19 protein-coding genes and 1 pseudogene are annotated in these 21,794 nt (G+C 60.2%); 16 read left to right on the forward strand and 4 right to left on the reverse strand.

What is annotated here, in order from left to right; translation table 11 throughout:
- On the reverse strand, positions 1-956 hold a 956-nt coding region (locus VC35_RS30010), incomplete at its 3' end, for a retention module-containing protein (RefSeq protein WP_046040886.1).
- Positions 957-1,312: 356 nt separating this feature from the next.
- Between VC35_RS30010 and VC35_RS13380 the strand changes: the two genes are divergently transcribed.
- From VC35_RS13380 to VC35_RS13410, 7 genes are all read left to right on the forward strand, one after another.
- Positions 1,313-2,668, forward strand: a complete 1,356-nt coding sequence (locus tag VC35_RS13380; protein WP_046040663.1) for a TolC family outer membrane protein — start codon at positions 1,313-1,315, stop codon at positions 2,666-2,668.
- 42 nt (positions 2,669-2,710) lie between these two features.
- The gene (locus VC35_RS13385) at positions 2,711-4,867 is read left to right on the forward strand and encodes a type I secretion system permease/ATPase (protein ID WP_046040664.1); all 2,157 of its coding nucleotides are present in this window, start codon (positions 2,711-2,713) and stop codon (positions 4,865-4,867) included.
- Positions 4,857-6,221 (forward strand): HlyD family type I secretion periplasmic adaptor subunit, encoded by a 1,365-nt coding sequence (locus VC35_RS13390; protein ID WP_046040666.1) that lies wholly within the window; start codon positions 4,857-4,859, stop codon positions 6,219-6,221. The genes VC35_RS13385 and VC35_RS13390 overlap by 11 nt, the downstream gene beginning before the upstream one ends.
- A 385-nt stretch (positions 6,222-6,606) precedes the next feature.
- Entirely contained in the window at positions 6,607-7,494 is an 888-nt protein-coding gene (locus tag VC35_RS13395; protein ID WP_046040667.1) for a TauD/TfdA dioxygenase family protein, read from the forward strand.
- Positions 7,495-7,512: 18 nt separating this feature from the next.
- Positions 7,513-8,538: an ABC transporter substrate-binding protein gene (locus tag VC35_RS13400; protein ID WP_046040669.1), complete on the forward strand. Its 1,026-nt coding sequence runs from the start codon at positions 7,513-7,515 to the stop codon at positions 8,536-8,538.
- A gap of 5 nt (positions 8,539-8,543) precedes the next feature.
- Positions 8,544-9,404, forward strand: coding sequence for an ABC transporter ATP-binding protein (locus tag VC35_RS13405; protein ID WP_046040670.1), 861 nt, complete (start codon positions 8,544-8,546; stop codon positions 9,402-9,404).
- A 21-nt stretch (positions 9,405-9,425) separates the two neighbouring features.
- Entirely contained in the window at positions 9,426-10,292 is an 867-nt protein-coding gene (locus VC35_RS13410; RefSeq protein WP_046040671.1) for an ABC transporter permease, read from the forward strand.
- A 30-nt stretch (positions 10,293-10,322) separates the two neighbouring features.
- Here the strand turns inward: VC35_RS13410 and VC35_RS13415 are convergent, their stop codons facing one another.
- Complete coding sequence (locus VC35_RS13415; RefSeq protein WP_046040672.1) at positions 10,323-11,393, reverse strand: RHS repeat-associated core domain-containing protein; 1,071 nt, start codon at positions 11,391-11,393, stop codon at positions 10,323-10,325.
- 316 nt (positions 11,394-11,709) lie between these two features.
- Between VC35_RS13415 and VC35_RS13420 the strand changes: the two genes are divergently transcribed.
- From VC35_RS13420 to VC35_RS13440, 5 genes are all read left to right on the forward strand, one after another.
- Positions 11,710-12,639: a LysR family transcriptional regulator gene (locus tag VC35_RS13420; protein ID WP_046040673.1), complete on the forward strand. Its 930-nt coding sequence runs from the start codon at positions 11,710-11,712 to the stop codon at positions 12,637-12,639.
- Between the two features lie 145 nt (positions 12,640-12,784).
- Complete coding sequence (locus VC35_RS13425) at positions 12,785-14,317, forward strand: MFS transporter (protein ID WP_046040675.1); 1,533 nt, start codon at positions 12,785-12,787, stop codon at positions 14,315-14,317.
- Between the two features lie 26 nt (positions 14,318-14,343).
- Positions 14,344-15,414: an HlyD family secretion protein gene (locus tag VC35_RS13430; RefSeq protein WP_046040677.1), complete on the forward strand. Its 1,071-nt coding sequence runs from the start codon at positions 14,344-14,346 to the stop codon at positions 15,412-15,414.
- The gene (locus tag VC35_RS13435) at positions 15,411-17,012 is read left to right on the forward strand and encodes an efflux transporter outer membrane subunit (RefSeq protein WP_046040679.1); all 1,602 of its coding nucleotides are present in this window, start codon (positions 15,411-15,413) and stop codon (positions 17,010-17,012) included. Before VC35_RS13430 ends, VC35_RS13435 begins: the two co-directional genes overlap by 4 nt.
- A 117-nt stretch (positions 17,013-17,129) precedes the next feature.
- Complete coding sequence (locus VC35_RS13440) at positions 17,130-18,713, forward strand: glycosyltransferase family 39 protein (RefSeq protein ID WP_046040682.1); 1,584 nt, start codon at positions 17,130-17,132, stop codon at positions 18,711-18,713.
- Positions 18,714-18,731: 18 nt separating this feature from the next.
- Here VC35_RS13440 and VC35_RS13445 read toward each other — a convergent pair whose 3' ends face one another.
- Both VC35_RS13445 and VC35_RS13450 read right to left on the reverse strand, forming a co-directional pair.
- Positions 18,732-19,490 carry a slipin family protein gene (locus VC35_RS13445; RefSeq protein ID WP_046040683.1) on the reverse strand — a complete coding sequence of 253 codons (759 nt, stop codon included), beginning with the start codon at positions 19,488-19,490 and terminating at the stop codon, positions 18,732-18,734.
- A gap of 2 nt (positions 19,491-19,492) precedes the next feature.
- Complete coding sequence (locus VC35_RS13450) at positions 19,493-20,026, reverse strand: NfeD family protein (protein ID WP_185754782.1); 534 nt, start codon at positions 20,024-20,026, stop codon at positions 19,493-19,495.
- Between the two features lie 199 nt (positions 20,027-20,225).
- On the opposite strand from VC35_RS13450, the gene VC35_RS13455 reads away from it, so the two are divergent.
- From VC35_RS13455 to VC35_RS28905, 4 genes and pseudogenes are all read left to right on the forward strand, one after another.
- The gene (locus VC35_RS13455; protein ID WP_046040686.1) at positions 20,226-20,687 is read left to right on the forward strand and encodes an aminoacyl-tRNA deacylase; all 462 of its coding nucleotides are present in this window, start codon (positions 20,226-20,228) and stop codon (positions 20,685-20,687) included.
- A gap of 131 nt (positions 20,688-20,818) precedes the next feature.
- The gene (locus VC35_RS13460) at positions 20,819-21,064 is read left to right on the forward strand and encodes a DUF2789 domain-containing protein (protein ID WP_046040688.1); all 246 of its coding nucleotides are present in this window, start codon (positions 20,819-20,821) and stop codon (positions 21,062-21,064) included.
- An 82-nt stretch (positions 21,065-21,146) separates the two neighbouring features.
- Entirely contained in the window at positions 21,147-21,392 is a 246-nt protein-coding gene (locus tag VC35_RS13465; RefSeq protein ID WP_046040690.1) for a type II toxin-antitoxin system prevent-host-death family antitoxin, read from the forward strand.
- Positions 21,382-21,663, forward strand: a pseudogene (locus tag VC35_RS28905) (type II toxin-antitoxin system RelE family toxin). Before VC35_RS13465 ends, VC35_RS28905 begins: the two are co-directional and overlap by 11 nt.
- Positions 21,664-21,794: the final 131 nt, after the last annotated feature.

Here is a 21,794-nt window from a genome sequence, read left to right on the forward strand (position 1 = left end):
ATGGTAATGACCGAACCGTTGGACAGAGTGACGGTTACTGGCGTCTGCGCCGGATTGGTCAGGGTGGCGGTGTAGGTGATCTGGCCACCTTCGGTGACGGTATTGCCGGCCGTCAGGGTGACCGTGGTGGTGTCGACGGTATCGGTGACCTGGGTCACGGCGGGGGTAGTCGGCGGCGTCACAGTGATGCCGTTACCGCCGCTGGTGCCGGTGACGGTTACTTCGATCTGGGGCGCGTCGTTATAGACAGTGTCGTTCGCAGCCAATGGCACGTTGACGGTGCCGGTGGTCGAGCCTGCGGGAATCACGATCACGGCGCCGTTGGACAACGTGACAGTCAGGTCGCTCAGCGGTGCCTGGGTCAGGGTCGCGGTGTACACCAACACGCCACCGGCCTCGGTGATGGTCGGCGTGGCACTGAGGCTGAGGACTGATTCACTCGGGGTATTGGCATTAACGTTGGCGTTGGTGGTCTGGCCACCCAGGATTTCCAGAGTTGTTTGCCCGGCAGAGTTGATACCCGCGGTCGGGAAGCCAATGCTCGGATCGACGCGGCCAGCGGTGGCGTCGAGCATCACGAAGCTATGACCGCCACCGGCGGCACCACCAGAACCCGACGCCGTCGGGCCCGCAGCGGTAGCTTCAAGGTCTTTGGTCGGGTCGGCACCGGCGACAATTGCTTGTTGCAGCTCTTCAACCGACGGCGCGGCTTGCGCGGTGGCAGCTGCCAGGTCAGTGCCGGAGTCCGGGGCGTCAGCGCTCCACTGGGTGTCACGGCCCAGATCCAGGGTGCGGCCATCGGCCAGTTCCAGGGACACGGCACCGGAAAGGCCAGTGTCGATCTGGTCACCGGCATACAGTTTGTCGCCTTCAACTAGAACGCGGCGGATGCCCTCGGGGGACACCACGAATACCTGACCGACAATGCTTTTGACGATGGCAACAACACTGCTCATTGAAGACTCTCCGGGGTGTCACGTTCAGTTGACTTCCATAGACCTGATGGCGTCTGCGCCGACCAGTCTGGACGTACATTGCAAAATGGATGCACAAGTTTGACGCAGCAATTAGTCAATATTTTGGCTATATTTTTTCGCTATTAACTTTATGCCAAACTATTGACCTTCTGGATGCCATCCTAAACAATCGTCCCAGTAATGTCACATTGATATTTGAGCTGTGACCTGTCCTCGGTATGTGATCCAGTTCCGCTTTTGAACTTTCCGACATACGGTCATTCCGCTCGCCATCTTCCGACACAGCGCGTTCTTTTGCTGTGATTCAAGACAAGAAGTTCTGGGAAATTCCTACAATGCGTTCGCCTTTGTTCATGGCAATACCTTTCGCCCTCGCCGCGTCTTTCGTCCAGGCGCAATCCTTACCAGAAGCCATGCAACAAGCGCTGGATGTCCATCCGGAGGTCCAGGCGGGCGTCAACAGCCGGTTGGCAGCGGACTATCAGTTGAAGGCTGCGAAGGGTGGGTACTTGCCACGGGTCGACCTGCTGGGCGGTTACGGTCGTGAAGGCACCGATAGCGTGAATACGCGCACGGACAGCGGCAGCAACAATCACTTCGAAACCCTGAATCGCAGTGAGTCAAGTTTGCGTCTGACCCAGATGGTCTTTGACGGTTTTGCGACGTCCAGCGAAGTCGGGCGTCAACAAGCTACCGTCAACTCCCGCGCCTACTCGCTGCTGAGTACCTCCGAGCGCACCGGGCTGACCGTGGCTCAGGTCTATCTCGACGTGCTGACCCGCCGCGAATTCGTGCGTCTGGCCGAGGAAAATCTCAAGAGCCACCAACGTATTTACGACCAGATCCAGTTGCGCACCCAGCGTGGCGTCGGCAGTGGTGCCGACCTCGATCAGGCCGAGGCGCGGATGGCCCAGGCGCGCAACAATCTGATCACCGAGCAGACCAATCTGGCTGACGCCGAAACCAACTATCTCTCCGCTGTCGGCCAGATGCCGGATCAACTGGAGCGCCCGGCGAGCTTCCTGGCGCTGATGCCGGCCAACCTGAATGAAGCCCGTGCGCAGATGCTGGAAAACAGCCCGATCCTGCGCTCGGCCGAATCCGATATCGCCGCTGCCGAGAAGCAGTACGACACGGCCAAGTCGACTTTCTACCCGCGCTTCGATGCTGAGTTGGGTCGCTCCGCGGACAACGACATTGATGGTCAGAACGGTCACAACAACGAATGGCAAGCCATGCTGCGCATGCGCTTCAACCTGTATTCCGGCGGCAGCAACAAGGCCGATCTGGAATCCAAGTCCTACCTGTCGAACCAGGCGCTGGATATCCGCAACAACGCCCTGCGCCAATTGAATGAAGAGCTGGGCCTGGCCTGGAACGCGCTGAACAATGCCAATGCGCAGGTGCCGATCGCCCAGCAATACGTCGATCACAGCACCGCCGTGCGTACCGCCTACCAGCGTCAGTTCAGCCTCGGTGAGCGTACCCTGCTCGATTTGCTCGACAGTGAGAACGAACTGTTCTCCTCTTCTCGCCGTCTGGCGGAGATCAAGAACATTCAGTTATTTACTCAGTACCGAATCAAGGCGACCATGGGCGAGTTGCTCAAGAGCCAGGGAGTGGTCGCACCATTGGCATCCGTTGTGCAGAACGACGTGAAGCCCAAGGTCCAATTGCCCGGTATGAATTGAGCAGGACCTTCATTGTTCAATTGTTAGCCAAGAGTGCCGAGCGTGGAATCAGAAGTCAGTCGGGTTCAACTCATTCATGATCCGCGCGCGTTGCATGACGATCCGTTACTGGATGGTCTGCTCGCTCTTTGCATGCTGCACCAGAAACCTGCCAGCGCGGCAATGCTGACCACCGGCCTGCCGCTGCCCGAGCAGCGCTTGAGTGTCGAGTTGCTGCCTCGTGCGGCTGCTCGCGCCGGGCTGCAAGGTCGGGTGCTGCAACGCAAGCTGGAGGATATTCCGGCGATTGCCATGCCTGCATTGTTGCTGCTCAAGGACGGTCGCAGTGCCGTCCTGCTCGGCTGGCAAGGCGAAGACCAGGTGCGGGTACTGCTCAGCGAAAGCGATGGCGGTGAGTCCCTGGTCAGCCGCGAACTGTTGGCCGACGACTACACCGGCAAGGTCTTTTTCGCCCAGCCGCAGCACAAATTCGACGTCAATCACGGCACGCTGATTCCGCGTGCGCGCTCGTGGTTCCGCGACACCCTCAAGCGTTCGCGTTGGTTGTACGCCGACGCGATCGCCGCCAGTTTTCTGATCAACATCATTGCCATGGCCGCGCCGTTGTTCGTGATGAACGTCTACGACCGCGTCGTGCCGAACCAGGCCGAAGCGACGCTCTGGGTGCTGGCACTCGGCATCACCGGCGCCTACCTCTTCGACCTGATCCTGAAAAGCCTGCGCAGCCTGTGCCTGGATCTGGCCGGCAAGAAAACCGACCTGATCATCTCGGCCACGCTGTTCGAGCGCATCGTCGGCATGGCCATGAAATACCGGCCGGCGCGGGTCGGCAGCTTTGCCCAGAACATCCATGAGTTCCAGAGCCTGCGCGACTTCCTCGCCTCGCTGACGCTGACCAGCCTGATCGACCTGCCGTTCACGATTCTGATCTTTATCGTCATCGCGATCCTCGGCGGGCACCTGGTGTGGATTCCGGTGCTGGCGTTCCCGATCGCCTTGGCCATCGGTTATGCCTTGCAGAAACCCCTGGTGGCGACCATGGAGCGGACCATGGCGCTGGGGGCCGAGCGTCAGTCGAGCCTGATCGAAACCCTGGCCGGCCTGGATGCGGTGAAGGTCAACAACGCCGAAAGCGAACGCCAGTATCAGTGGGAGCAGACCATCGGCACCCTCAGTCGTCTTGAGTTGCGGGTGAAAATGCTCTCTGGCCTGGCGATGAACATCACCTTGCTGATCCAGCAACTGGCCGGGGTGATCATGATCGTCTTCGGCGTGTACCAGATCATCGACGGTCACCTGAGCATGGGTGGCTTGATTGCCTGCTACATGCTCAGTGGCCGTGCGCTCAGCCCGCTGGCGTCACTGTCCGGGCTGCTGACTCGTTATCAGCAGGCGCGGGTGACCATGACCTCGGTCGACCAGATGATGGAGCTCCCCCAGGAGCGCAATTTCGAAGAACGTCCGCTCAGCCGCAAGGTGCTGCAGGGCGGTATTGAATGTCGCCAGCTCAACTTCACCTACCCGCAACAGCAGAACCTGGCGCTGAAGAACATCAACCTGTCGATCAGTCCCGGCGAGAAGGTCGGCATCATTGGCCGAAGCGGCTCGGGCAAGAGCTCGTTGGCGAAATTGCTGGTGGGGCTGTATCAGCCGGATGACGGTGCGTTGTTGGTCGACGGTGTGGATATCCGCCAGATCGACGTCAGCGAACTGCGCTACAACATCGGCTACGTGCCCCAGGACATTCAGTTGCTCGCCGGCACCTTGCGCGACAACCTGGTTTCCGGCGCGCGGTATGTCGAGGACGAACTGGTGCTGCAAGCCGCAGAACTGGCCGGCGTCCACGAGTATGCGCGCCTGCATCCGCAGGGCTACGAACTGCAAGTCGGCGAGCGCGGGCAGAACCTCTCCGGTGGTCAACGGCAAAACGTCGCCCTGGCCCGTGCATTGTTGCTCAACCCGCCGATCCTGCTGCTCGACGAGCCGACCAGCGCCATGGACAACACCGGCGAAGAGCGCCTCAAGCAGCGCCTGGCAGCGGTGATCGAAAACAAGACTATGGTGCTGGTGACGCACCGGGCATCGCTGTTGTCGCTGGTGGATCGGCTGATCGTGATCGACCGCGGGCAGATACTCGCCGACGGCCCGAAAGCCGCGGTGATGGAAGCGTTGAAGAAGGGGCAGATCAGTGTTGCTTAAGTCGGGTAAGGATTCGATCCGTCGCTACTTCAAAGGCTCTGCTTCGCTTGAGGGCCAGCCACTTCCGGAGGTCAACAAGGCGCTGATCGAGGATGCGCCACGGGTGGTGCGGCTGACGATCTGGGCGATCATCGCGTTCTTCGTGTTCCTGATGCTCTGGGCCAACTTCGCGGTGATCGACGAGGTGACCAAGGGCGACGGCAAGGCGATTCCGTCGTCGAAGATCCAGAAAATCCAGAACCTTGAAGGCGGTATCGTTGCCGAACTGTTCGTCAAGGAAGGCCAGATCGTCGAAGCCGGCGCACCGCTGATTCGCCTGGACGACACGCGCTTTGCTTCGAACGTCGGCGAAACCGAGGCCGATCGGTTGTCGATGCTGCTGCGGGTCGAACGCCTGAGCGCCGAGGTCGAAGATCGCCCGCTGAACTTCCCCGAGGATGTGCTCAAGGCCGTGCCGGGTCAGGCCAAGAGCGAAGAGTCGCTCTATATAAGCCGCCGCCAACAGTTGCACGATGAGATTGGCGGCTTGCAGGAGCAACTGATCCAGCGCCAGCAAGAGCTGCGCGAATTCACTTCCAAGCAGGCGCAGTATCGCCAGCAATTGGGCTTCCAGCGCCAGGAAATCAGCATGTCCGAGCCGTTGGTGGCCCAGGGCGCGGTCTCGCCGGTGGAAGTCCTGCGCCTCAGGCGTGCCGAAGCGGAGACCCGTGGTCAGCTCGACGCCACTACCCTGGCCATTCCGCGTGCCGAATCGGCAATCAAGGAAGTGCAGCGCAAGGTCGATGAAACCCGTGGCAAGTTCCGTAGCGAAGCCCTGACCCAGCTCAATGAAGCACGCACCGACCTGAACAAGGCCCAGGCCACCGGCAAGGCCCTGGAAGACCGGGTCAGCCGGACGCTGGTCACTTCGCCAGTGCGGGGCATCGTCAACAAGTTGCTGGTCAATACCATCGGCGGGGTTATCCAGCCAGGCAGCGACCTGGTGGAAATCGTACCGCTGGACGACACCTTGCTGGTCGAGGCGAAGATCCGTCCGCAGGACATCGCGTTCCTGCATCCGGGACAGGAAGCGACGGTGAAATTCACCGCCTATGACTACACCATCTACGGCGGGTTGAAGGCCAAGCTGGAGCAGATCGGCGCCGACACCATCACCGATGAAGACAAGAAGACCACCTACTACATCATCAAGCTGCGCACCGACCGCAGCCACTTGGGCACCGATGAAAAGCCGTTGCTGATCATTCCGGGGATGGTGGCTTCGGTGGACATCATCACCGGCAAGAAGACCGTGCTGAGCTATCTGCTCAAACCGATCATCCGCGCGCGGGCCGAGGCGCTGCACGAGCGCTAGATCTGTAGTGGATTCACTGGCCCCATCGCGGGCAAGTTGGATCGCCGCATCGCCGCTCCCACAAGGTTCTTTGTTGAAACACGATCATGTGTTTGACACAAAAACCTGTGGGAGCCGGGCTTGCCCGCGATAGCGTCCGCCAAAACACTACAACCCTGTCAGAAAGTGATAAATAACGTCACACCGCGATTCCTCCATTCCCTTAGCAATCGCCATATCGTTATTCGTTAACGGTATTTAAATTTCAATTCTTATATCTATAAAGTCAATCTCCTGCGTACCTGCCGACCAATCGGCGCGCCGCACGACACGAACCAACACGGGACCTCCGTGAGTTTCTGATCGACGCGCGCGCCTTTGAGCGTGCCGTGCGTGGGAGTGATTTATGTCTGCAGCTTCAGCTTCGCCAAGCATCGCGCCACAATTCTTTGAAATCCGCCCGTTCAGCGGAGCGGTGGGCGCCGAGATCATCGGTCTCGATTTGTCCCGTCTGATCAATGATCAGGACTTCGCCCGCATTCACCGCGCGCACCTGGATCATCACGTGGTGGTGTTCCGCGACCAGCGCATCACCCCTGAGCAACAGATCGATTTCAGCCGCCGTTTTGGCGTATTGCAGATCCACGTGCTCAAACAGTTCCTGCTGGCAGGGCATCCGGAAATCCTCATCGTTTCCAACATCGTCGAGAACGGCCAGAACATCGGCTTGGGCGACGCCGGCAAGTTCTGGCACTCCGATCTTTCTTATAAGGAGCTGCCGAGCCTGGGCTCGATGCTGCATGCCCAGGAGCTGCCGTCAGAAGGCGGCGACACCTTGTTCGCCGACATGCACAAAGCCTGGGACAGCCTGCCGCTCGCGTTGCGCAAAGCGGTGGAAGGTCGCTCGGCGGCGCACTCCTACACGGCGCGTTACAGCGAAACCAAGTTCGAAGGCAACTGGCGCCCGACCCTGACCCCGGAGCAACTCGCCCAGGTCGCCGAAGTCGTCCACCCGGTCGTGCGCACCCACCCGGAAAACGGCCGCAAGGCGTTGTTCGTCAGCGAGGGGTTCACCACCTGCATCGTTGGCCTGCCGGAAGACGAGAGCCAGCAACTGCTGACCGAGCTCTATGCCCACAGCGTGCTGCCGCAAAACATCTACCGCCATCAATGGCAGCCCAATGACCTGGTGTTCTGGGACAACCGTTCGCTGATCCACCTCGCCGCCGGATGCCCCAGCCATCTGCGCCGCAAGCTGTATCGCACCACCATCCAGGGCGACGCGCCTTTCTGATTTGTCGGAGATCTGATCATGTCCAAACGTCTTCCATTCGCACCGCTGGCCGCGGCCATCGGCCTGGGTTTCAGCCTGATCGCCGGCAGCCTGGTGGCGCCGACCGTGGCCCACGCCGAAGGTGAAATCCGCATTGCCGAACAGTTCGGCATCGTTTACCTGCTGCTCAATGTGGTGCGCGATCAGAACCTGATCGAGAAGTACGGCAAGCAGGAAGGCATCGACATCAAGGTCGACTGGACCCAACTCTCCGGCGGCGCGGCGGTCAACGATGCGTTGCTGTCGGGCTCGATCGACATTGCCGGCGCCGGTGTCGGCCCGCTGTTGACCATCTGGGATCGCACCCACGGCAAGCAAAACGTAAAAGCCGTGGCTTCCCTGGGCAACTTCCCGTACTACCTGGTGAGCAATAATCCGAAAGTCAAAACCATCGCCGACTTCACCGAGAAGGACCGCATCGCGGTGCCGGCGGTGGGCGTGTCGGTGCAGTCGCGCTTCCTGCAATACGCGGCGGCCAAACAGTGGGGTGACAAGGAGTTCAATCGCCTCGACAAGTACACCATCGCCGTTCCACATCCCGATGCGACAGCGGCGCTGGTGGCCGGCGGCACCGAGCTGAGCGGGCACTTTTCCAACCCGCCGTTCCAGGATCAGGAACTGGCCAATCCCAATGTGCATGTGGTGCTGAACACCTATGACCTGCTCGGTCCGAACTCGCCGACGGTGCTGTTCGCCACCGAAAAATTCCGCAATGAGAACCCGAAAACCTACAAGGCATTCATTGATGCGCTGACCGAAGCGGCCACGTTTGCCCAGAACGACAAAGGCGCGGCGGCGGACACTTACATCCGCGTTACCAAGGCCAAAATCGACCGTGCCGCGTTGCTGAAAATCATCGACAACCCGCAGTTCGAATTCAGCATCACGCCGAAAAACACTTACCCGTTGGCCGAGTTCCTCTACCGCGTCGGCGCGATCAAAAACAAACCGGATTCATGGAAGGATTACTTCTTCCAGGACGCCAAGCCGCTGCAAGGGAGCTGATCGAAATGAACGCTCCTTTGCAAGGCCACACGGTCAGCAAACCGATCGCGGCAGCCCAGGCGCTGCTGTCGGTCGATAACGTCAGCCTCGAATACCGCACGCCGCAGCGGGTGGTGCGGGCGACCCATCAAGTCAGTTTCGAGATCGATCCGGCGGACCGCTTTGTCCTGCTCGGGCCGTCCGGTTGTGGCAAGTCGACGTTGCTCAAGGCCGCCGCCGGCTTCATCCAGCCAGTGGAAGGCGAGATCCGTCTGCAGGGCCAGCGCGTCGATGCGCCGGGGCCGGACCGGATCGTGGTGTTCCAGGAGTTCGATCAACTGCCGCCGTGGAAAACCGTGAAGCAGAACGTGATGTTTCCGCTTCTGGCCTCGAAAACCCTCAAGCGCAAGGAGGCCGAAGAGCGGGCGCTGCACTATCTGGAAAAAGTCGGCCTCGCCGCATTTGCCGATGCCTATCCGCACACTTTGTCCGGTGGCATGAAGGCGCGCGTTGCCATCGCCAGGGCGCTGGCGATGCAGCCGAAAATCCTGTTGATGGACGAACCCTTTGCCGCGCTCGATGCCCTGACCCGGCGCAAGATGCAGGAAGAGTTGCTGCTGCTCTGGGAGGAAGTGCGCTTCACGCTGCTGTTCGTCACGCACTCTATCGAAGAGGCGCTGGTGGTGGGCAATCGCATTCTGTTGCTGTCACCCCATCCGGGCCGGGTGAGGGCGGAAGTCCACAGCCACCAATACGATTTGCATAGCCTGGGCGGTGTGGCGTTTCAGGAGTCGGCGCGACGTATTCACCGGCTGTTGTTCGACGAAAGCCAGTCACCGCAAGCCGAACATGAACTGGATTTCGCCGACATCCGCATCGCTTATTGAGCCAGTTGAGAGGAGGGTCCGATGAGCCATTTATCATCCCCGCGTGAAGAGTTCGAAACGGTTTTGCAGCCACTGACCAGCGTGCCGCTGGAGCGTGAACTACCCCTTGGCCAACGCCTGTGGCAGCAGGGCTGGTTGCGTAAAAGCCTGATCCTTGTGTTGCTCGCAGTGCTCTGGGAGGCCGTTGCGCGCTATCAGAACAACGACCTGCTGCTGCCGAGCTTTTTGCAGACCTCACACGCGCTGTACGACGGCCTGCTCAGCGGTGAATTGCTAAGCAAGGTGTGGATTTCCCTGGTGGTATTGCTCAAGGGCTATCTGATCGGCATCGTCCTGGCGTTTGCCCTGACCACACTGGCGGTGTCGACGCAGTTCGGTCGCGATCTGCTCAGCACCCTGACCTCAATGTTCAACCCCTTGCCGGCCATCGCCCTGCTGCCGCTGGCGCTGCTGTGGTTTGGATTGGGCCAGAACAGCCTGATTTTCGTGCTGGTGCATTCGGTGCTCTGGGCACTGGCGCTGAACACCTACGCTGGCTTCCTCGGCGTCTCGGAAACCCTGCGCATGGCCGGGCGCAACTACGGCCTCAAGGGCATGCGTTTCGTGCTGTTCATCCTGATTCCGGCGGCACTGCCGTCAATCCTCGCCGGGCTGAAAATCGGCTGGGCGTTTGCCTGGCGTACGTTGATTGCCGCTGAGCTGGTGTTTGGTGCGACCAGTGGCAAGGGTGGGTTGGGCTGGTACATTTTTCAGAATCGCAATGAGTTGTACACGGACAAGGTGTTTGCCGGGTTGGCGGTGGTGATTCTGATTGGGTTGCTGGTGGAGAACCTGGTGTTTGATTCGTTGGAGCGGGTGACAGTTAGGCGGTGGGGGATGGTGCGGTAAAAATTGTTAATGGCGCGTTGGCAAATGCAATCAGGTTCCTGGATTCCAGCGACGGTCATGGGCATTAGTTCTCCTCAGCGTTTGGCCACGCCGCACCTGTGCATTTCTGTTTACAACCTCTGCGGCTGGCAATGGCTGAACGGGAACCTGCTGAACAACCGGTGCCGGATGAGGTGCTGCAATATTGAGGTTTTCATACTGTGGTGGCCGCTGTTCCATGTGATAGACCTTATATTCCTGAGGGTTGAGCCCCGCAGCTAAAGTGTCTTTATTCGAGAGCATGCCGCCAGACTTTGCCTGGTTGTAGGTCGGTAGTCCTTCAGAGTTAGTCGGCTTTCGACCTGCGCTGCTACCGGCCTGACGAGGGGCGTTCGAGTTTGTCGCTCGTGGTACACGCCCACCCGATGACCCTTGAGGCGAGGCAAAAAAGGAAGATCCAGGAAAACCGGGTGGCTGCTGCGGGTACGGCGTGGCCTGGACTCCGCTATGTAGCTCAGCTGCGTCGTTTGTCCAGCGGGGCAGGGACTTGGGGCCGGCAAGGTACCCGGTGGCGGAAAAAATACCGTCTAAGTCTTTTGTTTTCTGAATCGGTATGTGTTGTTGCAGGGTGCGTGCAGCATTGGCAGCAACCGTCGTATCGATTATGGGAAGTGGCCCTCCGGTCCGATAATTGGGTAAGCGAAACTTGAGTGATGCTTTGAAGTCGCTCGCTGCGAGCGCCAATGCTATCAGCGGGTTATGCCCTGTCGGATCCGACCTGTTCACCGGATCCCCCACGCAATACATATACGCATTCAACCCACCCCCACGAAACGGACTCCAGCTGTCCGGACTGTGAAAACGCATCAATTGCGGGTTGTAGGCGCGGTAGCCGTTGCCCAGTAAATACCAGCCAATGTTGGCTTCACGCAGTTGGCCATTGAACCCCAGCCCTGTCTCGACTTTCTGCTGCGCGGACTGCTCGCCGTAAGCTGAGTAGGCGATGGTTTGGGTCTGGCCGTCGACGATTTCGCCAATGATGGATTGGCTGCGGTCGGTTGCCAGCAGCACTACCCGTGGTTCGCTGCGGTTGACTGGTTCATCAGGTTTGGCTTGGCTCATATCGGGAGTTTCTTGGAATAAGTGGACTTGCCTTAAGTTCTACTCGCTTGAGCCCGGCTAGAGAACTATCAGAACTGATAGTGGTTCGAGTCGCACATTTGGGCCGGCGCAGATGGATGCGGTGACTGTCCGGCCGCTTTCGCGAGCAGGCTCGCTCCCACATTGGTTCTTTGTCGTACACAAATTTTGCGACCACCTTGGATTCCCTGTGGGAGCGAGCCTGCTCGCGAAGAGGCAGGTACAGTCAAAGCATCATTCGGAGGATGTTTGCTAGCATTGCATCTGACTCAATCAAGATCAGCCACGAGTGCTCACCATGCAACTCCCAGACATGAACCTGTTGGTCGCCCTCGATGCTTTGCTCGACGAGGGCAGTGTGGTGGGCGCGGCGCGGCGGATGAGCCTGAGCCCGGCGGCAATGAGCCGGACGTTGACGCGCATCCGCGAAGCCATTGGCGATCCGATCCTGGTGCGCGCCGGCCGTGGTCTGGTGCCGACCCCCAAGGCGCTGGAATTGCGCGAGCAGGTGCGCAGTGTGGTGGAGCAGGCCGGGTTGCTGTTTCGTTCGGCTGATGCGGTGGAACTGAGTTCGCTGCGGCGGAGGTTCAGTATTCGGGCCAACGACTTCTTTGTCGGTGTCTACGGCGGCAAGCTGTTCGACACCCTTGATCGGCAGGCGCCGCACTGCGAATTGCGTTTCGTCCCGGAAGGCGATGGCGATGACGAGGCGTTGCGCGAAGGGCGGATCGATCTGAGTATCAGCAACACCCGGCCGTTGACCCCGGAAGTGAAGATTCAGAACCTGTTTTCCACCCACTTCGTTGGTCTGGTGCGTGAGGATCATCCGCTGCTGGACGATGAGATCACGGCTGAGCGCTATGCGGGTTATTCCCATATCAGCATGTCCCGGCGCGGCATCGCCCGAGGTCCGATCGATACCGCGCTCAATGCCCTGGGGCTGGAGCGGCGGGTGGCGGTGATCGCGCCGAGCTTTCATGCGGCGATGTTTGCCTTGCCCGATTCCGACCTGATTCTGCCTGTGCCCAAAGAGGCGCTGCTGAGCGTGCGACGGCTCGGTCTGAAGCTGCGCTCGTTCGACCTGCCGATCCCGTTGCCGACCTTGATGCTGACCCAGGCCTGGCATCCGCGTTTCGACAAGGATCCGGCCCACCGCTGGCTGCGGGAAACGCTCAAGGCGTGTTGCGATGAAACGTGGTTGGCCGCTCAACCTGAAAGTCACCGCTGAACCCCTGTGGGAGCGAGCAAGCTCGCTCCCACAGGGTTTTGTATTGTTGCGTCAGACGCACTTATAACCTGCTGATAAGTTGATTTTCGTCAGGCATCACGCTTCCTAGAATGCTTCGGTCTTTCCACGCCGGAGCTTGCAGTACATGACTTCCCTTACGGTCACGGCACCTGTTGCTGCGGCCAGCACGGCAGCCGCTCCAACCGTCTTCGGCCCGCGGATCATCATCGGCCTGGTAGGCGTATTGCTGGCGGTGCTGGTGTCGGGCCTGAACGAGATGGTGACCAAAGTCGCCTTGGCCGACATTCGCGGTGCGTTGGCCATCGGCTACGACGAAGGCACCTGGCTGGTCGCCTGTTACACCGCGACGTCAGTGGCGGCCATGGCGTTTGCGCCGTGGTGTGCGGTGACGTTCTCGTTGCGGCGTTTCACCTTGTGCGCCATCAGCCTGTTCACCCTGCTGGGTGTGTTGTGCCCCTTCGCCCCGAATTACGAAAGCCTGCTGTTGCTGCGCACCTTGCAAGGCCTGGCGGGCGGGGCATTGCCGCCCATGCTGATGACCGTGGCCCTGCGGTTTCTGCCCGCCAATGTGAAGTTGTATGGCCTGGCCGGTTATGCCCTGACGGCGACATTTGGCCCGGGCCTGGGCACGCCGTTGGCCGGGCTGTGGACCGAGTATGTCGGCTGGCAATGGACCTTCTGGCAAATCATCGCGCCGTGCCTGACTGCCATGGCCGCAGTGGCGTATGGCTTACCCCAGGACCCGCTGCGCCTGGAGCGCTTCAAGTCCTTCAATTGGCGCGGTGTGCTGCTGGGTTTTCCCGCCATCTGCATGCTGGTGATCGGCATCCTGCAGGGCAATCGCCTGGACTGGTTCGAGTCGAACCTGATCTGCGGGCTGCTCGGTGGCGGGCTGTTGTTGCTGGTGTTGTTTTTGACCGGCGAGTGGTCGCAGCCGATTCCGTTTTTCAAGATGCAGATGCTCGGCATCCGTAACCTGTCTTTCGCCCTGCTGACCCTGGCGGGCGTGCTGGTGGTGTTGCAGGCGGTGATCATTATTCCGTCCAGCTACCTGGCGCAGGTCCAGGGTTATCGCCCGGTGCAGACCGCGCCGATCATGCTGCTGGCGGCGCTGCCGCAATTGATTGCGCTGCCGTTGGTGGCGGCGCTGTGCAACTTTCGCTGGGTCGATTGCCGCTGGGTGTTGGGCATCGGCCTGAGCATGCTGGCGCTGTCGTGCGTCGGCGGCTCGCAACTGACGTCCGCGTGGATTCGCGATGATTTCTATGTGCTGCAATGGCTGCAGATTTTCGGTCAGCCCATGGCGGTGTTGCCGCTGCTGATGCTGTCCACCGGCAGCATCAGCCCGATGGAAGGGCCGTTTGCATCGGCCTGGTTCAATACCGTCAAAGGCCTGTCGGCAGTCATCGCTACCGGTGTGATCGAGGCGTTGACCACGGCTCGCCTGCATTTTCACTCGACCATGCTGGTCGACCGCCTCGGCAATTCGCCGCTGGCCGAGCACGACAGTGCAGGTCTCGCGCATCGTCTGCATGAGCAAGCGGTGGTGCTCACTTCCTCTGATCTTTACCTGTGCATGGCCGTTGTCGCCGTGACCTTGGTCCTGCTGATTTTCTGGCTGCCGACGCGGATCTATCCACCGCGCGCACCGACCTGAATGCTCCACTGTTACAGAAGGTTTTTATGAACACTCAAGCAAAGCAGAAAGTCGCGGTGGCCGTGGCCGCCGCATTGGCCGTCGGCGTGTTGCTGTACCTGGCGATGCCCGGCCTGTTCGGCAAGCGTACCCAGCAGAACACCAACGATGCTTATGTCTCGGCGGATTTCACCCTGGTCGTACCGCGGGTTGCCGGGTTTATCAGGCAAGTGCTGGTGGAGGACAACCAGCAGGTCACGGCCGGACAGTTGCTGGCATTGATCGATGACCGGGATCTACGCGCAGCCGCCGAGGCCGCCGATGCCGAAACGCTGGTGGCCAGGGCGCAACTGCAAAACGCCCGGGCGACCCTTGAGCGCCAGGCGTCGGTGATTGCCCAGGCGCAATCCTCGGTGGTTTCGGCCAAGGCGGAAATGGCCTTTGCCGAGCATGAACTGAGCCGCTACAACCACCTTGCCGGGGTGGGCGCGGGCACGGTGCAAAATGCGCAACAGGCGCAAACGCGCATCGACCAGGCTTCGGCACGATTGGCCAATGCCACGGCGGTACTGGCGGCGGAACGCAAGCAGGTGGAGATCCTCACGGCCCAGCGCGATGCAGCCGAAGGGGGCTTGAAACGGGCGCAAGCGAAGCTGGAAATGGCCAGCTACGAGTTGTCCTATACGAGGATCGTCGCGCCACAGGACGGCATGGTCGGCGAACGCGCGGTGCGGGTCGGCGCCTATGTCACTCCGGGCAGCAAAATCCTCGCGGTGGTGCCGCTGGCGCAGGCATACGTGATGGCCAATTTCCAGGAAACCCAACTGACGGATGTGCAACCGGGGCAGGCTGTGCAAGTGCGCGTCGACAGTCTGGGCGGTGCGGCATTGAACGGTCGTGTCGAAAGCATTGCACCGGCCACCGGGGTGACGTTCGCCGCAGTCAAACCGGACAACGCCACCGGCAACTTCACCAAGGTGGTGCAGCGGATACCGGTGAAGATCGTGCTGGAGCCGGGACAGTCGCTGGCCGAGCGCTTGCGGGTGGGGATGTCGGTGGAGGCGAGTATTGATACCGGCAGTAATGCGTCGTCTGTGCGTGAGGTGACTCAGCGATGAGTTTTCTCGATCGGAATATGTACCTGTGGCGAGGGGGCTTGTCGGATCGCCGCACCGCCCCGTTCGAGTGCGCAGCGCTCGCCAAAGCCAGGGCCGCTTCGCGACCCAACGGGGCGGTTCGGCGTTCCGACAAGCCCCCTCGCCACAAGAGACTCGTTCAGTCTGCGGTTTTGGCGTTGAACTTACTGGCAGTCAGCGGCTGTACCGTAGGACCCGATTTCCAAAAGCCCGAAGCCACCGAAATCGCCGAATGGTCGAAACCATCAAAGGCAGCCGCCAGCCAGGCTGTCACCGAAACGATGACCGAGCGCTGGTGGGAAGTGTTCCACGACCCGAAACTCTCGGCCCTGAGCCAGCGCGCCCTGACCGACAACCTCGACCTGAAACTGGCCAGCAGTCGCTTGCAGCAAAGTCGTGCAGTGCGTCAGGTCATCACCGCCGAGCGCTACCCCAACACGGCTGCCAGCGGTCGTTACGGACGCAACCGCAACAGTGGTGAAGGCCTGAACGATCCGTCAGGACACAACGGCCAATCCGCCTTCAACCTGTGGGATGCCGGTTTTTCCGCTTCCTGGGAGCTGGATTTCTGGGGCCGCGTGCGGCGGGAAACCGAAGCCGCCGACGCCAACCTGGAAGTCGCCGAGAACGACCGACGCGGCGTGCTGCTGTCGGTGCTGGCCGAAACCGCCCAAGACTACATTCAGCTGCGCGGTGTGCAGAACACCCGGCTCGTCACCGAGCAGAATCTCGACGTTGCCCGCCATAGCCTGAAACTTTCGCAACTGCGTCTGGCTGACGGTGTCGCGACGGATCTGGATGTCGCCGAAGCCGCCGCACAAGTGGCGGCCATCGAGTCACGCCTGCCCGCATTGGAGCAACGCCAGTGGCAACTGATAAACGCCTTGAGTCTGTTGATGGGCGAGCCGCCCCAGGCATTGGCGGTGGAGTTATCCACAGACGCACCGGTGCCACAAACGCCGCGTCAGGTCGCCATTGGGTTGCCCTCGCAATTGGCTGAACGTCGACCGGACATTCGCCAGGCCGAAGCGCGGCTGCATGCCGCCACTGCCAGCATTGGCGTGGCCAAGGGCGATTTCTATCCGCGAATCACCCTGTCGGGGAACATCGGCTCCCAGGCCATGCAGCTGAGCGATTTCGGCTCCTGGGGTTCGCGTTCGTTCGGGATCGGCCCGCAATTCAGCTTGCCGCTGTTCGACGGCGGCCGCTTGCGTGGCGTGCTCCAATTGCGTGAAACGCAACAACAGGAAGCCGCTATCGTTTATCAGCAGACCGTGCTGCGTGCCTGGCATGAAATCGATGACCAGTTGACCGCCTACAACGCCAGTCAGTTGCGCCGCGACAGCCTGGCCGAGGCCGTGCGCCAGAACCGCATTGCTCTGGACACCGCGCAACAACAGTACGTTGAGGGCGTGGTGGATTTCGTCACCGTACTCACCGTGCAAGGGGCGTTGCTGGCGACGCAGGAGCAGTGGGTCGAGAGCTCGACGGGCGTGTCGTTGGCGGCCGTCGGGTTGTACAAGGCATTGGGTGGGGGTTGGGAGTCGGTGTATCCGTTGGCTGAGATGGCGCAGCGCTGACGGTGCAGCCGCCGGCTATCGCTTCATTATCGGGTCAGCATCGACGTTGCTCGGTTTGACGCGCTAAAGTGATGCGCAAGTAATCTGGCTCTTCACTCAACGTCGCAAGGGGAGGCAATGGAGGCGCGCAGAGAAACGCCGATGGGCGACACTCAGGGACCGCACGCCAATCCTGGTTTCGCCAGGGGCGCGCAACCGTTGATCCGCTGGGCGCGAGAGCATTGGCTAGTGCCGATTCTGGTATTGGCCGCGCTGGTGCGCTTTTACGATCTGACCGCTGCCGCGATTTGGGGCGACGAGGGTTCCAGCCTGCTGCTGGCCCGTTATTCAATACCTGATATCTGGTTGCACGCCGCCTACGACGTGCACCCGCCGCTGTACTTCATGCTGCTGCACGGCTGGATCGCGATGTTTGGCGACGGCATTTTGTCGATCCGCTGCCTCAGTGCCCTGCCGGGGATCGCCTCGGTCGGGCTCGGTGTGTGGCTGGTCGATCGGCTCGCCACCCGCCGTGCCGCGATCTTCGCCGGCGTCCTGCTGGCCCTGCTGCCCACGGCGGTGCGCTACAGCCAGGAAGTGCGAATGTATTCGCTGCTGGGGCTGTGGTTGCTGGGGGCAACCATTGCGCTGGTGTACTGGATCCGCAAGCCGCAGCGCCGGCGCTATCTGGTGATCTATGTCGTGCTGATGAGCGCGGCGTTTTACACCCATTACTTCACGGCCCTGTGCGTGCTCTGCCATTGGTTGTACCTGGGGATCATCCGCGTGCAGCCGGGGCATCGTCTGCGGCACATCCAGCGGGGTGACTGGTGGCTGGCCAATGTGGCTATCGTGGCGCTGTATCTGCCGTGGCTGCCGGGATTCGTCGACCTGCTACGGCACCTGGACCAACTGAAGGCCAATGGCGATGTTGGCTGGGAGTTGCCCGTCAGCCTGGACTCCTTGCCGTCGATGGTCTGGTCGTTGCTGACCCAGGACGACGGCGAGAACCTGCCGCCACTGGTCTTTATTGCCTTGCCGCTGGCCTTGCCGTTGTTGGCGTGGGTGGCGCTGGCACGTGATCGAAGCGTGTTCCGCGGCAGTGCGTTGCTCGCGCTCTACACCTTTGTCCCGATGCTGCTGGTGTTTGCGGTGTCGTTTTTTTCGCCGATATTCATTGAGCGCTACCTCACCGCGTATGCCCTTGGCTTGCCGCTGTTGGCGGCATTGGCAATCGACCGCTTGTACTCCGGTTCCCGGGTGCTGGCCCTGACGGTGCTGGTCCTGTTTGTCGGTGTGGAACTGGTGGGGCTGAAAAACAACGCGACGGTGGACGTCCATGATCAGGTCAATGTCCTGGTGGAAGACGTCAACCTGCATTTTCAGCCGGGGGACAGGATCGTTACCAGTGACATGCTCTGGTACTTGAGTTACGTCTACTACAACCGCACCAGTACCCAGCCCCTGCTCTACACCCCACCACGGGCCGATGGCACCTCGAGCCGGCCGAACGACTATGGTTTCGGTACCTTGACGATGCCAGACGTGTATCTGGACCACTTGAGCGACCTGCCCAAGGGCACGGGACGAACCTGGCTGATCAGTACCGCCGACGTACCTGACGAGTTCGCACCGTTGCCGGCGCAATGGCATATCGCTCGTCAGATGAAGGCTGGCGGTGTTGCCGCGAGGTTGTACCTGTCCGGCAATACCGGACAATGAGTGGCGTCATCGCAACCTTCATGGTTTCGACGACAAGTCCGCCATGCCCTTGAGCAACTCGATCGGCAGTGGAAAGACGATGGTCGAGCTCTTGTCGCCGGCAATCGAACTCAGGGTCTGCATGTAGCGCAGCTGCATGGCCCCTGGTTGGCGGCCAAGCATTTCGGCGGCCTGCATGAGTTTTTCCGAGGCCTGCAATTCGCCTTCGGCGTGGATCACCTTGGCTCGCCGTTCCCGTTCGGCTTCGGCCTGCTTGGCGATGGCGCGGATCATCGATTCGTTGAGGTCCACGTGTTTGATCTCGACGTTGGCGACCTTGATGCCCCAGGCGTCGGTCTGGGCATCGAGCACTTGCTGGATGTCCAGGTTCAAGCGTTCGCGTTCGGCCAGCAGTTCGTCCAGTTCGTGTTTACCCAGCACCGCCCGCAGCGTGGTTTGCGCCAATTGGCTGGTGGCGGCCAGGAAATCCTCGACCTGGATGATTGCCTTCTGCGGATCAAGTACGCGGAAATACAGCACCGCGTTGACCTTGACCGACACGTTGTCGCGGGTGATCACGTCTTGCGGCGGCACGTCCAGCACCACGGTGCGCAAATCGACCCTGACCATTTGCTGGACCACCGGAATCAGCAGGATCAGACCAGGGCCCTTGACCTGCCAGAAGCGCCCGAGCTGGAACACCACCCCGCGCTCGTATTCGCGCAGGATGCGGAACGTCGCCCCCGCCAGTGCGATGATCAACAATAGCAGCGCGACAAGACCCAATTGCAAACCCATGACTATTCTCCGCCCGGCGCCGCGTCAGCCGCGGCCACTTGCAGCAGCAAGCCCTTGCGCCCCACCACCCGCACCTGTTGCCCGGGTTGCAGCGGCGTTGCGCTGAGCACTTGCCATCGTTCTCCTTGCAGATGAACCCAGCCGCCATAGGCGTTGCCGAGTTGCACTGACGTGACCGGCGTTTCGCTGCCGACCAGCCCGGCATCACCGCTGACGGTGTGGCGCGGTCGGGTCTTCAGGGCGTGAAACACCAGGTAGATCAGCAAGAGTGCGCTGATCAGTCCCAGGCCGATCATCAACGGCACGGGCACTTCGGTATTGGACAGGATCACTGCACCGATCACGAACATCACGATGCCGCCCAAGCCGATCACGCCGTAATTGGGCAGGGCCGCCTCGGCGATCAGGAACGCGATGCCGAAGGTGATCAGCCAGATCCCGACGGGGTTGGGCAGCAGCACCACAACCGTGTCGGCAGCACCGGCCGATCCGCTCAACGCCAACAGCAACGCAACTGCACAGCAACGCGTGATCACTTGACCCTCCGGGAGAGTCGTGGAGTGGCTCTGCATACAGTTTAGTTGAGCCTTGGCCTGTATGAATTTTGCTCAATTGTCATCGTCGGCCGATGGGCGGATTTCCCGCCGGATCGCGCCGGCGGGCCTAGACTTTTACTACGCAAGCCAAGCTTTAATCATCGTCCGCAAGCGATCATGGCGGACACCGAGGTGCATCATGCGTATGGCAAGAACCGTGCAGCGAAGCCTGGAAAAGGCTCAATGCGAATATGACATCGTCAGCCACCCACACTCGGCCAGCAGCCTTGAAACGGCGCGGGTCGCAGGTATTCCTGCCGAACGGGTGGCCAAATCGGTGATCCTCGACGATCACCATGGGCATTACCTGATGGCCGTGCTACCCGCCAGCCGTCACCTTGACCTGAGCAAAGTCCGAAGCAGCGGTGAGTGGCAGGTTTCCCGCGAAAGCAACCTGGCGCACCTGTTCGATGATTGCGAACGCGGTGCCGTACCGGCGCTGGGTGAGTCGTATGGGTTGGAGGTGGTGATCGATCCGATGCTGACCCGGCAGAAAGACATCTATCTGGAGGCCGGCAACCACGTCAACCTGGTGCGCATGGACATGCCCGAGTTTCTGAAAATGGTGCCGCATGCCGAGGTGCGGGAGTTGAGTCATTGAGTCTGCGGTGTCTTCGCTGCCATCATCGCGAGCAGGCTCGCTCCCACAGGGAGAACGAATTTTCCTGTGGGAGCGAGCCTGCTCGCGAATGACCGCGCAGCGGTCCCTAAATTGGTAATCAGGAGTTCGTCATGGAAAATCCGACCCACAACCTTCCATCCCTGTTCAAGCAACTCGGCCTGCCGGACGACGCCGAAAGCATTGATAAATTCATCGCCACCCATTCACCGCTCAAACCGGAACTGCACCTTGCGGATGCTTTTTTCTGGAGCCCGAGTCAGGCGGAGCTTCTGCGTGAGGAGATACTCGATGACGCGGATTGGGCGGAGGTGGTGGATCAGTTGGATGTGATGTTGAGGAAGGGGCGGGGGGTGTAGAAAACTGATAGGCGGTGCTCAACCGAGGTTGCTCTGAATACAATAATTGACCAGAATTAAGACCTCATTTGAGGTCTTAATTATGCAAAGTGTTTTGGCTGATATGGCTGTCAGCGTGTCTGAACTAAAGAAAAACCCCTCTGCCGTTTTGAATGGCGCCCATGGAGGGCCCGTCGCAGTGCTCAATCACAATCGTGTCATGGGGTATATGGTCCCTGCCGATGTGTTCGAAGCCATGATGGAGCGCCTGGATGATCTGGAATTGGCGGAAATCGTGCGTTCTCGTCGTCATGAAACACCGATCCCGGTAACGCTGGATGACTTATAAGCTCGAATTTCTGCCGTCTGCACGCAAGGAATGGGACAAGCTGGGGCACACGCTACGTGAGCAATTCAAAAAGAAGTTGGCAGAGCGGCTCGAAATGCCTCGAATCCCTTCCGACTCACTCCATGGCATGCCCGACTGCTAAAAAATCAAGTTGAAGTCATCGGGATATCGACTCGTCTACGAGGTGATAGATGAGCGCGTCGTCGTTTCTGTCGTTGCTGTAGGAAAGCGCGAACGCAGTCAAGTGTATGAGCGAGCCAAGAAACGTTGATGGCTCTTGGCAGGTCGCTGTTACGTATTTGTTTCAAAACTTGACGGAAAATCCCCTCCAATGCAATATTGATAGTTAGCAAACTAACAGTGTGTATTGTCCCTCGTGCCGAATAACCTCGACGTTCTCCA

Source organism: Pseudomonas fluorescens, assembly GCF_000967965.1.
Taxonomy (GTDB): Bacteria; Pseudomonadota; Gammaproteobacteria; order Pseudomonadales; family Pseudomonadaceae; genus Aquipseudomonas; species Aquipseudomonas grandcourensis.

Coding starts and splice junctions, on each gene's coding strand:
- VC35_RS13380 (WP_046040663.1), top strand. CDS start 1,313: ATGCGTTCGCCTTTGTTCATGGCAATACCTTTCGCCCTCGCCGCGTCT.
- VC35_RS13395 (WP_046040667.1), top strand. CDS start 6,607: ATGTCTGCAGCTTCAGCTTCGCCAAGCATCGCGCCACAATTCTTTGAA.
- VC35_RS13400 (WP_046040669.1), top strand. CDS start 7,513: ATGTCCAAACGTCTTCCATTCGCACCGCTGGCCGCGGCCATCGGCCTG.
- VC35_RS13405 (WP_046040670.1), top strand. CDS start 8,544: ATGAACGCTCCTTTGCAAGGCCACACGGTCAGCAAACCGATCGCGGCA.
- VC35_RS13410 (WP_046040671.1), top strand. CDS start 9,426: ATGAGCCATTTATCATCCCCGCGTGAAGAGTTCGAAACGGTTTTGCAG.
- VC35_RS13415 (WP_046040672.1), bottom strand. CDS start 11,393: ATGAGCCAAGCCAAACCTGATGAACCAGTCAACCGCAGCGAACCACGG.
- VC35_RS13420 (WP_046040673.1), top strand. CDS start 11,710: ATGCAACTCCCAGACATGAACCTGTTGGTCGCCCTCGATGCTTTGCTC.
- VC35_RS13425 (WP_046040675.1), top strand. CDS start 12,785: ATGACTTCCCTTACGGTCACGGCACCTGTTGCTGCGGCCAGCACGGCA.
- VC35_RS13430 (WP_046040677.1), top strand. CDS start 14,344: ATGAACACTCAAGCAAAGCAGAAAGTCGCGGTGGCCGTGGCCGCCGCA.
- VC35_RS13435 (WP_046040679.1), top strand. CDS start 15,411: ATGAGTTTTCTCGATCGGAATATGTACCTGTGGCGAGGGGGCTTGTCG.
- VC35_RS13440 (WP_046040682.1), top strand. CDS start 17,130: ATGGAGGCGCGCAGAGAAACGCCGATGGGCGACACTCAGGGACCGCAC.
- VC35_RS13445 (WP_046040683.1), bottom strand. CDS start 19,490: ATGGGTTTGCAATTGGGTCTTGTCGCGCTGCTATTGTTGATCATCGCA.
- VC35_RS13455 (WP_046040686.1), top strand. CDS start 20,226: ATGCGTATGGCAAGAACCGTGCAGCGAAGCCTGGAAAAGGCTCAATGC.
- VC35_RS13460 (WP_046040688.1), top strand. CDS start 20,819: ATGGAAAATCCGACCCACAACCTTCCATCCCTGTTCAAGCAACTCGGC.
- VC35_RS13465 (WP_046040690.1), top strand. CDS start 21,147: ATGCAAAGTGTTTTGGCTGATATGGCTGTCAGCGTGTCTGAACTAAAG.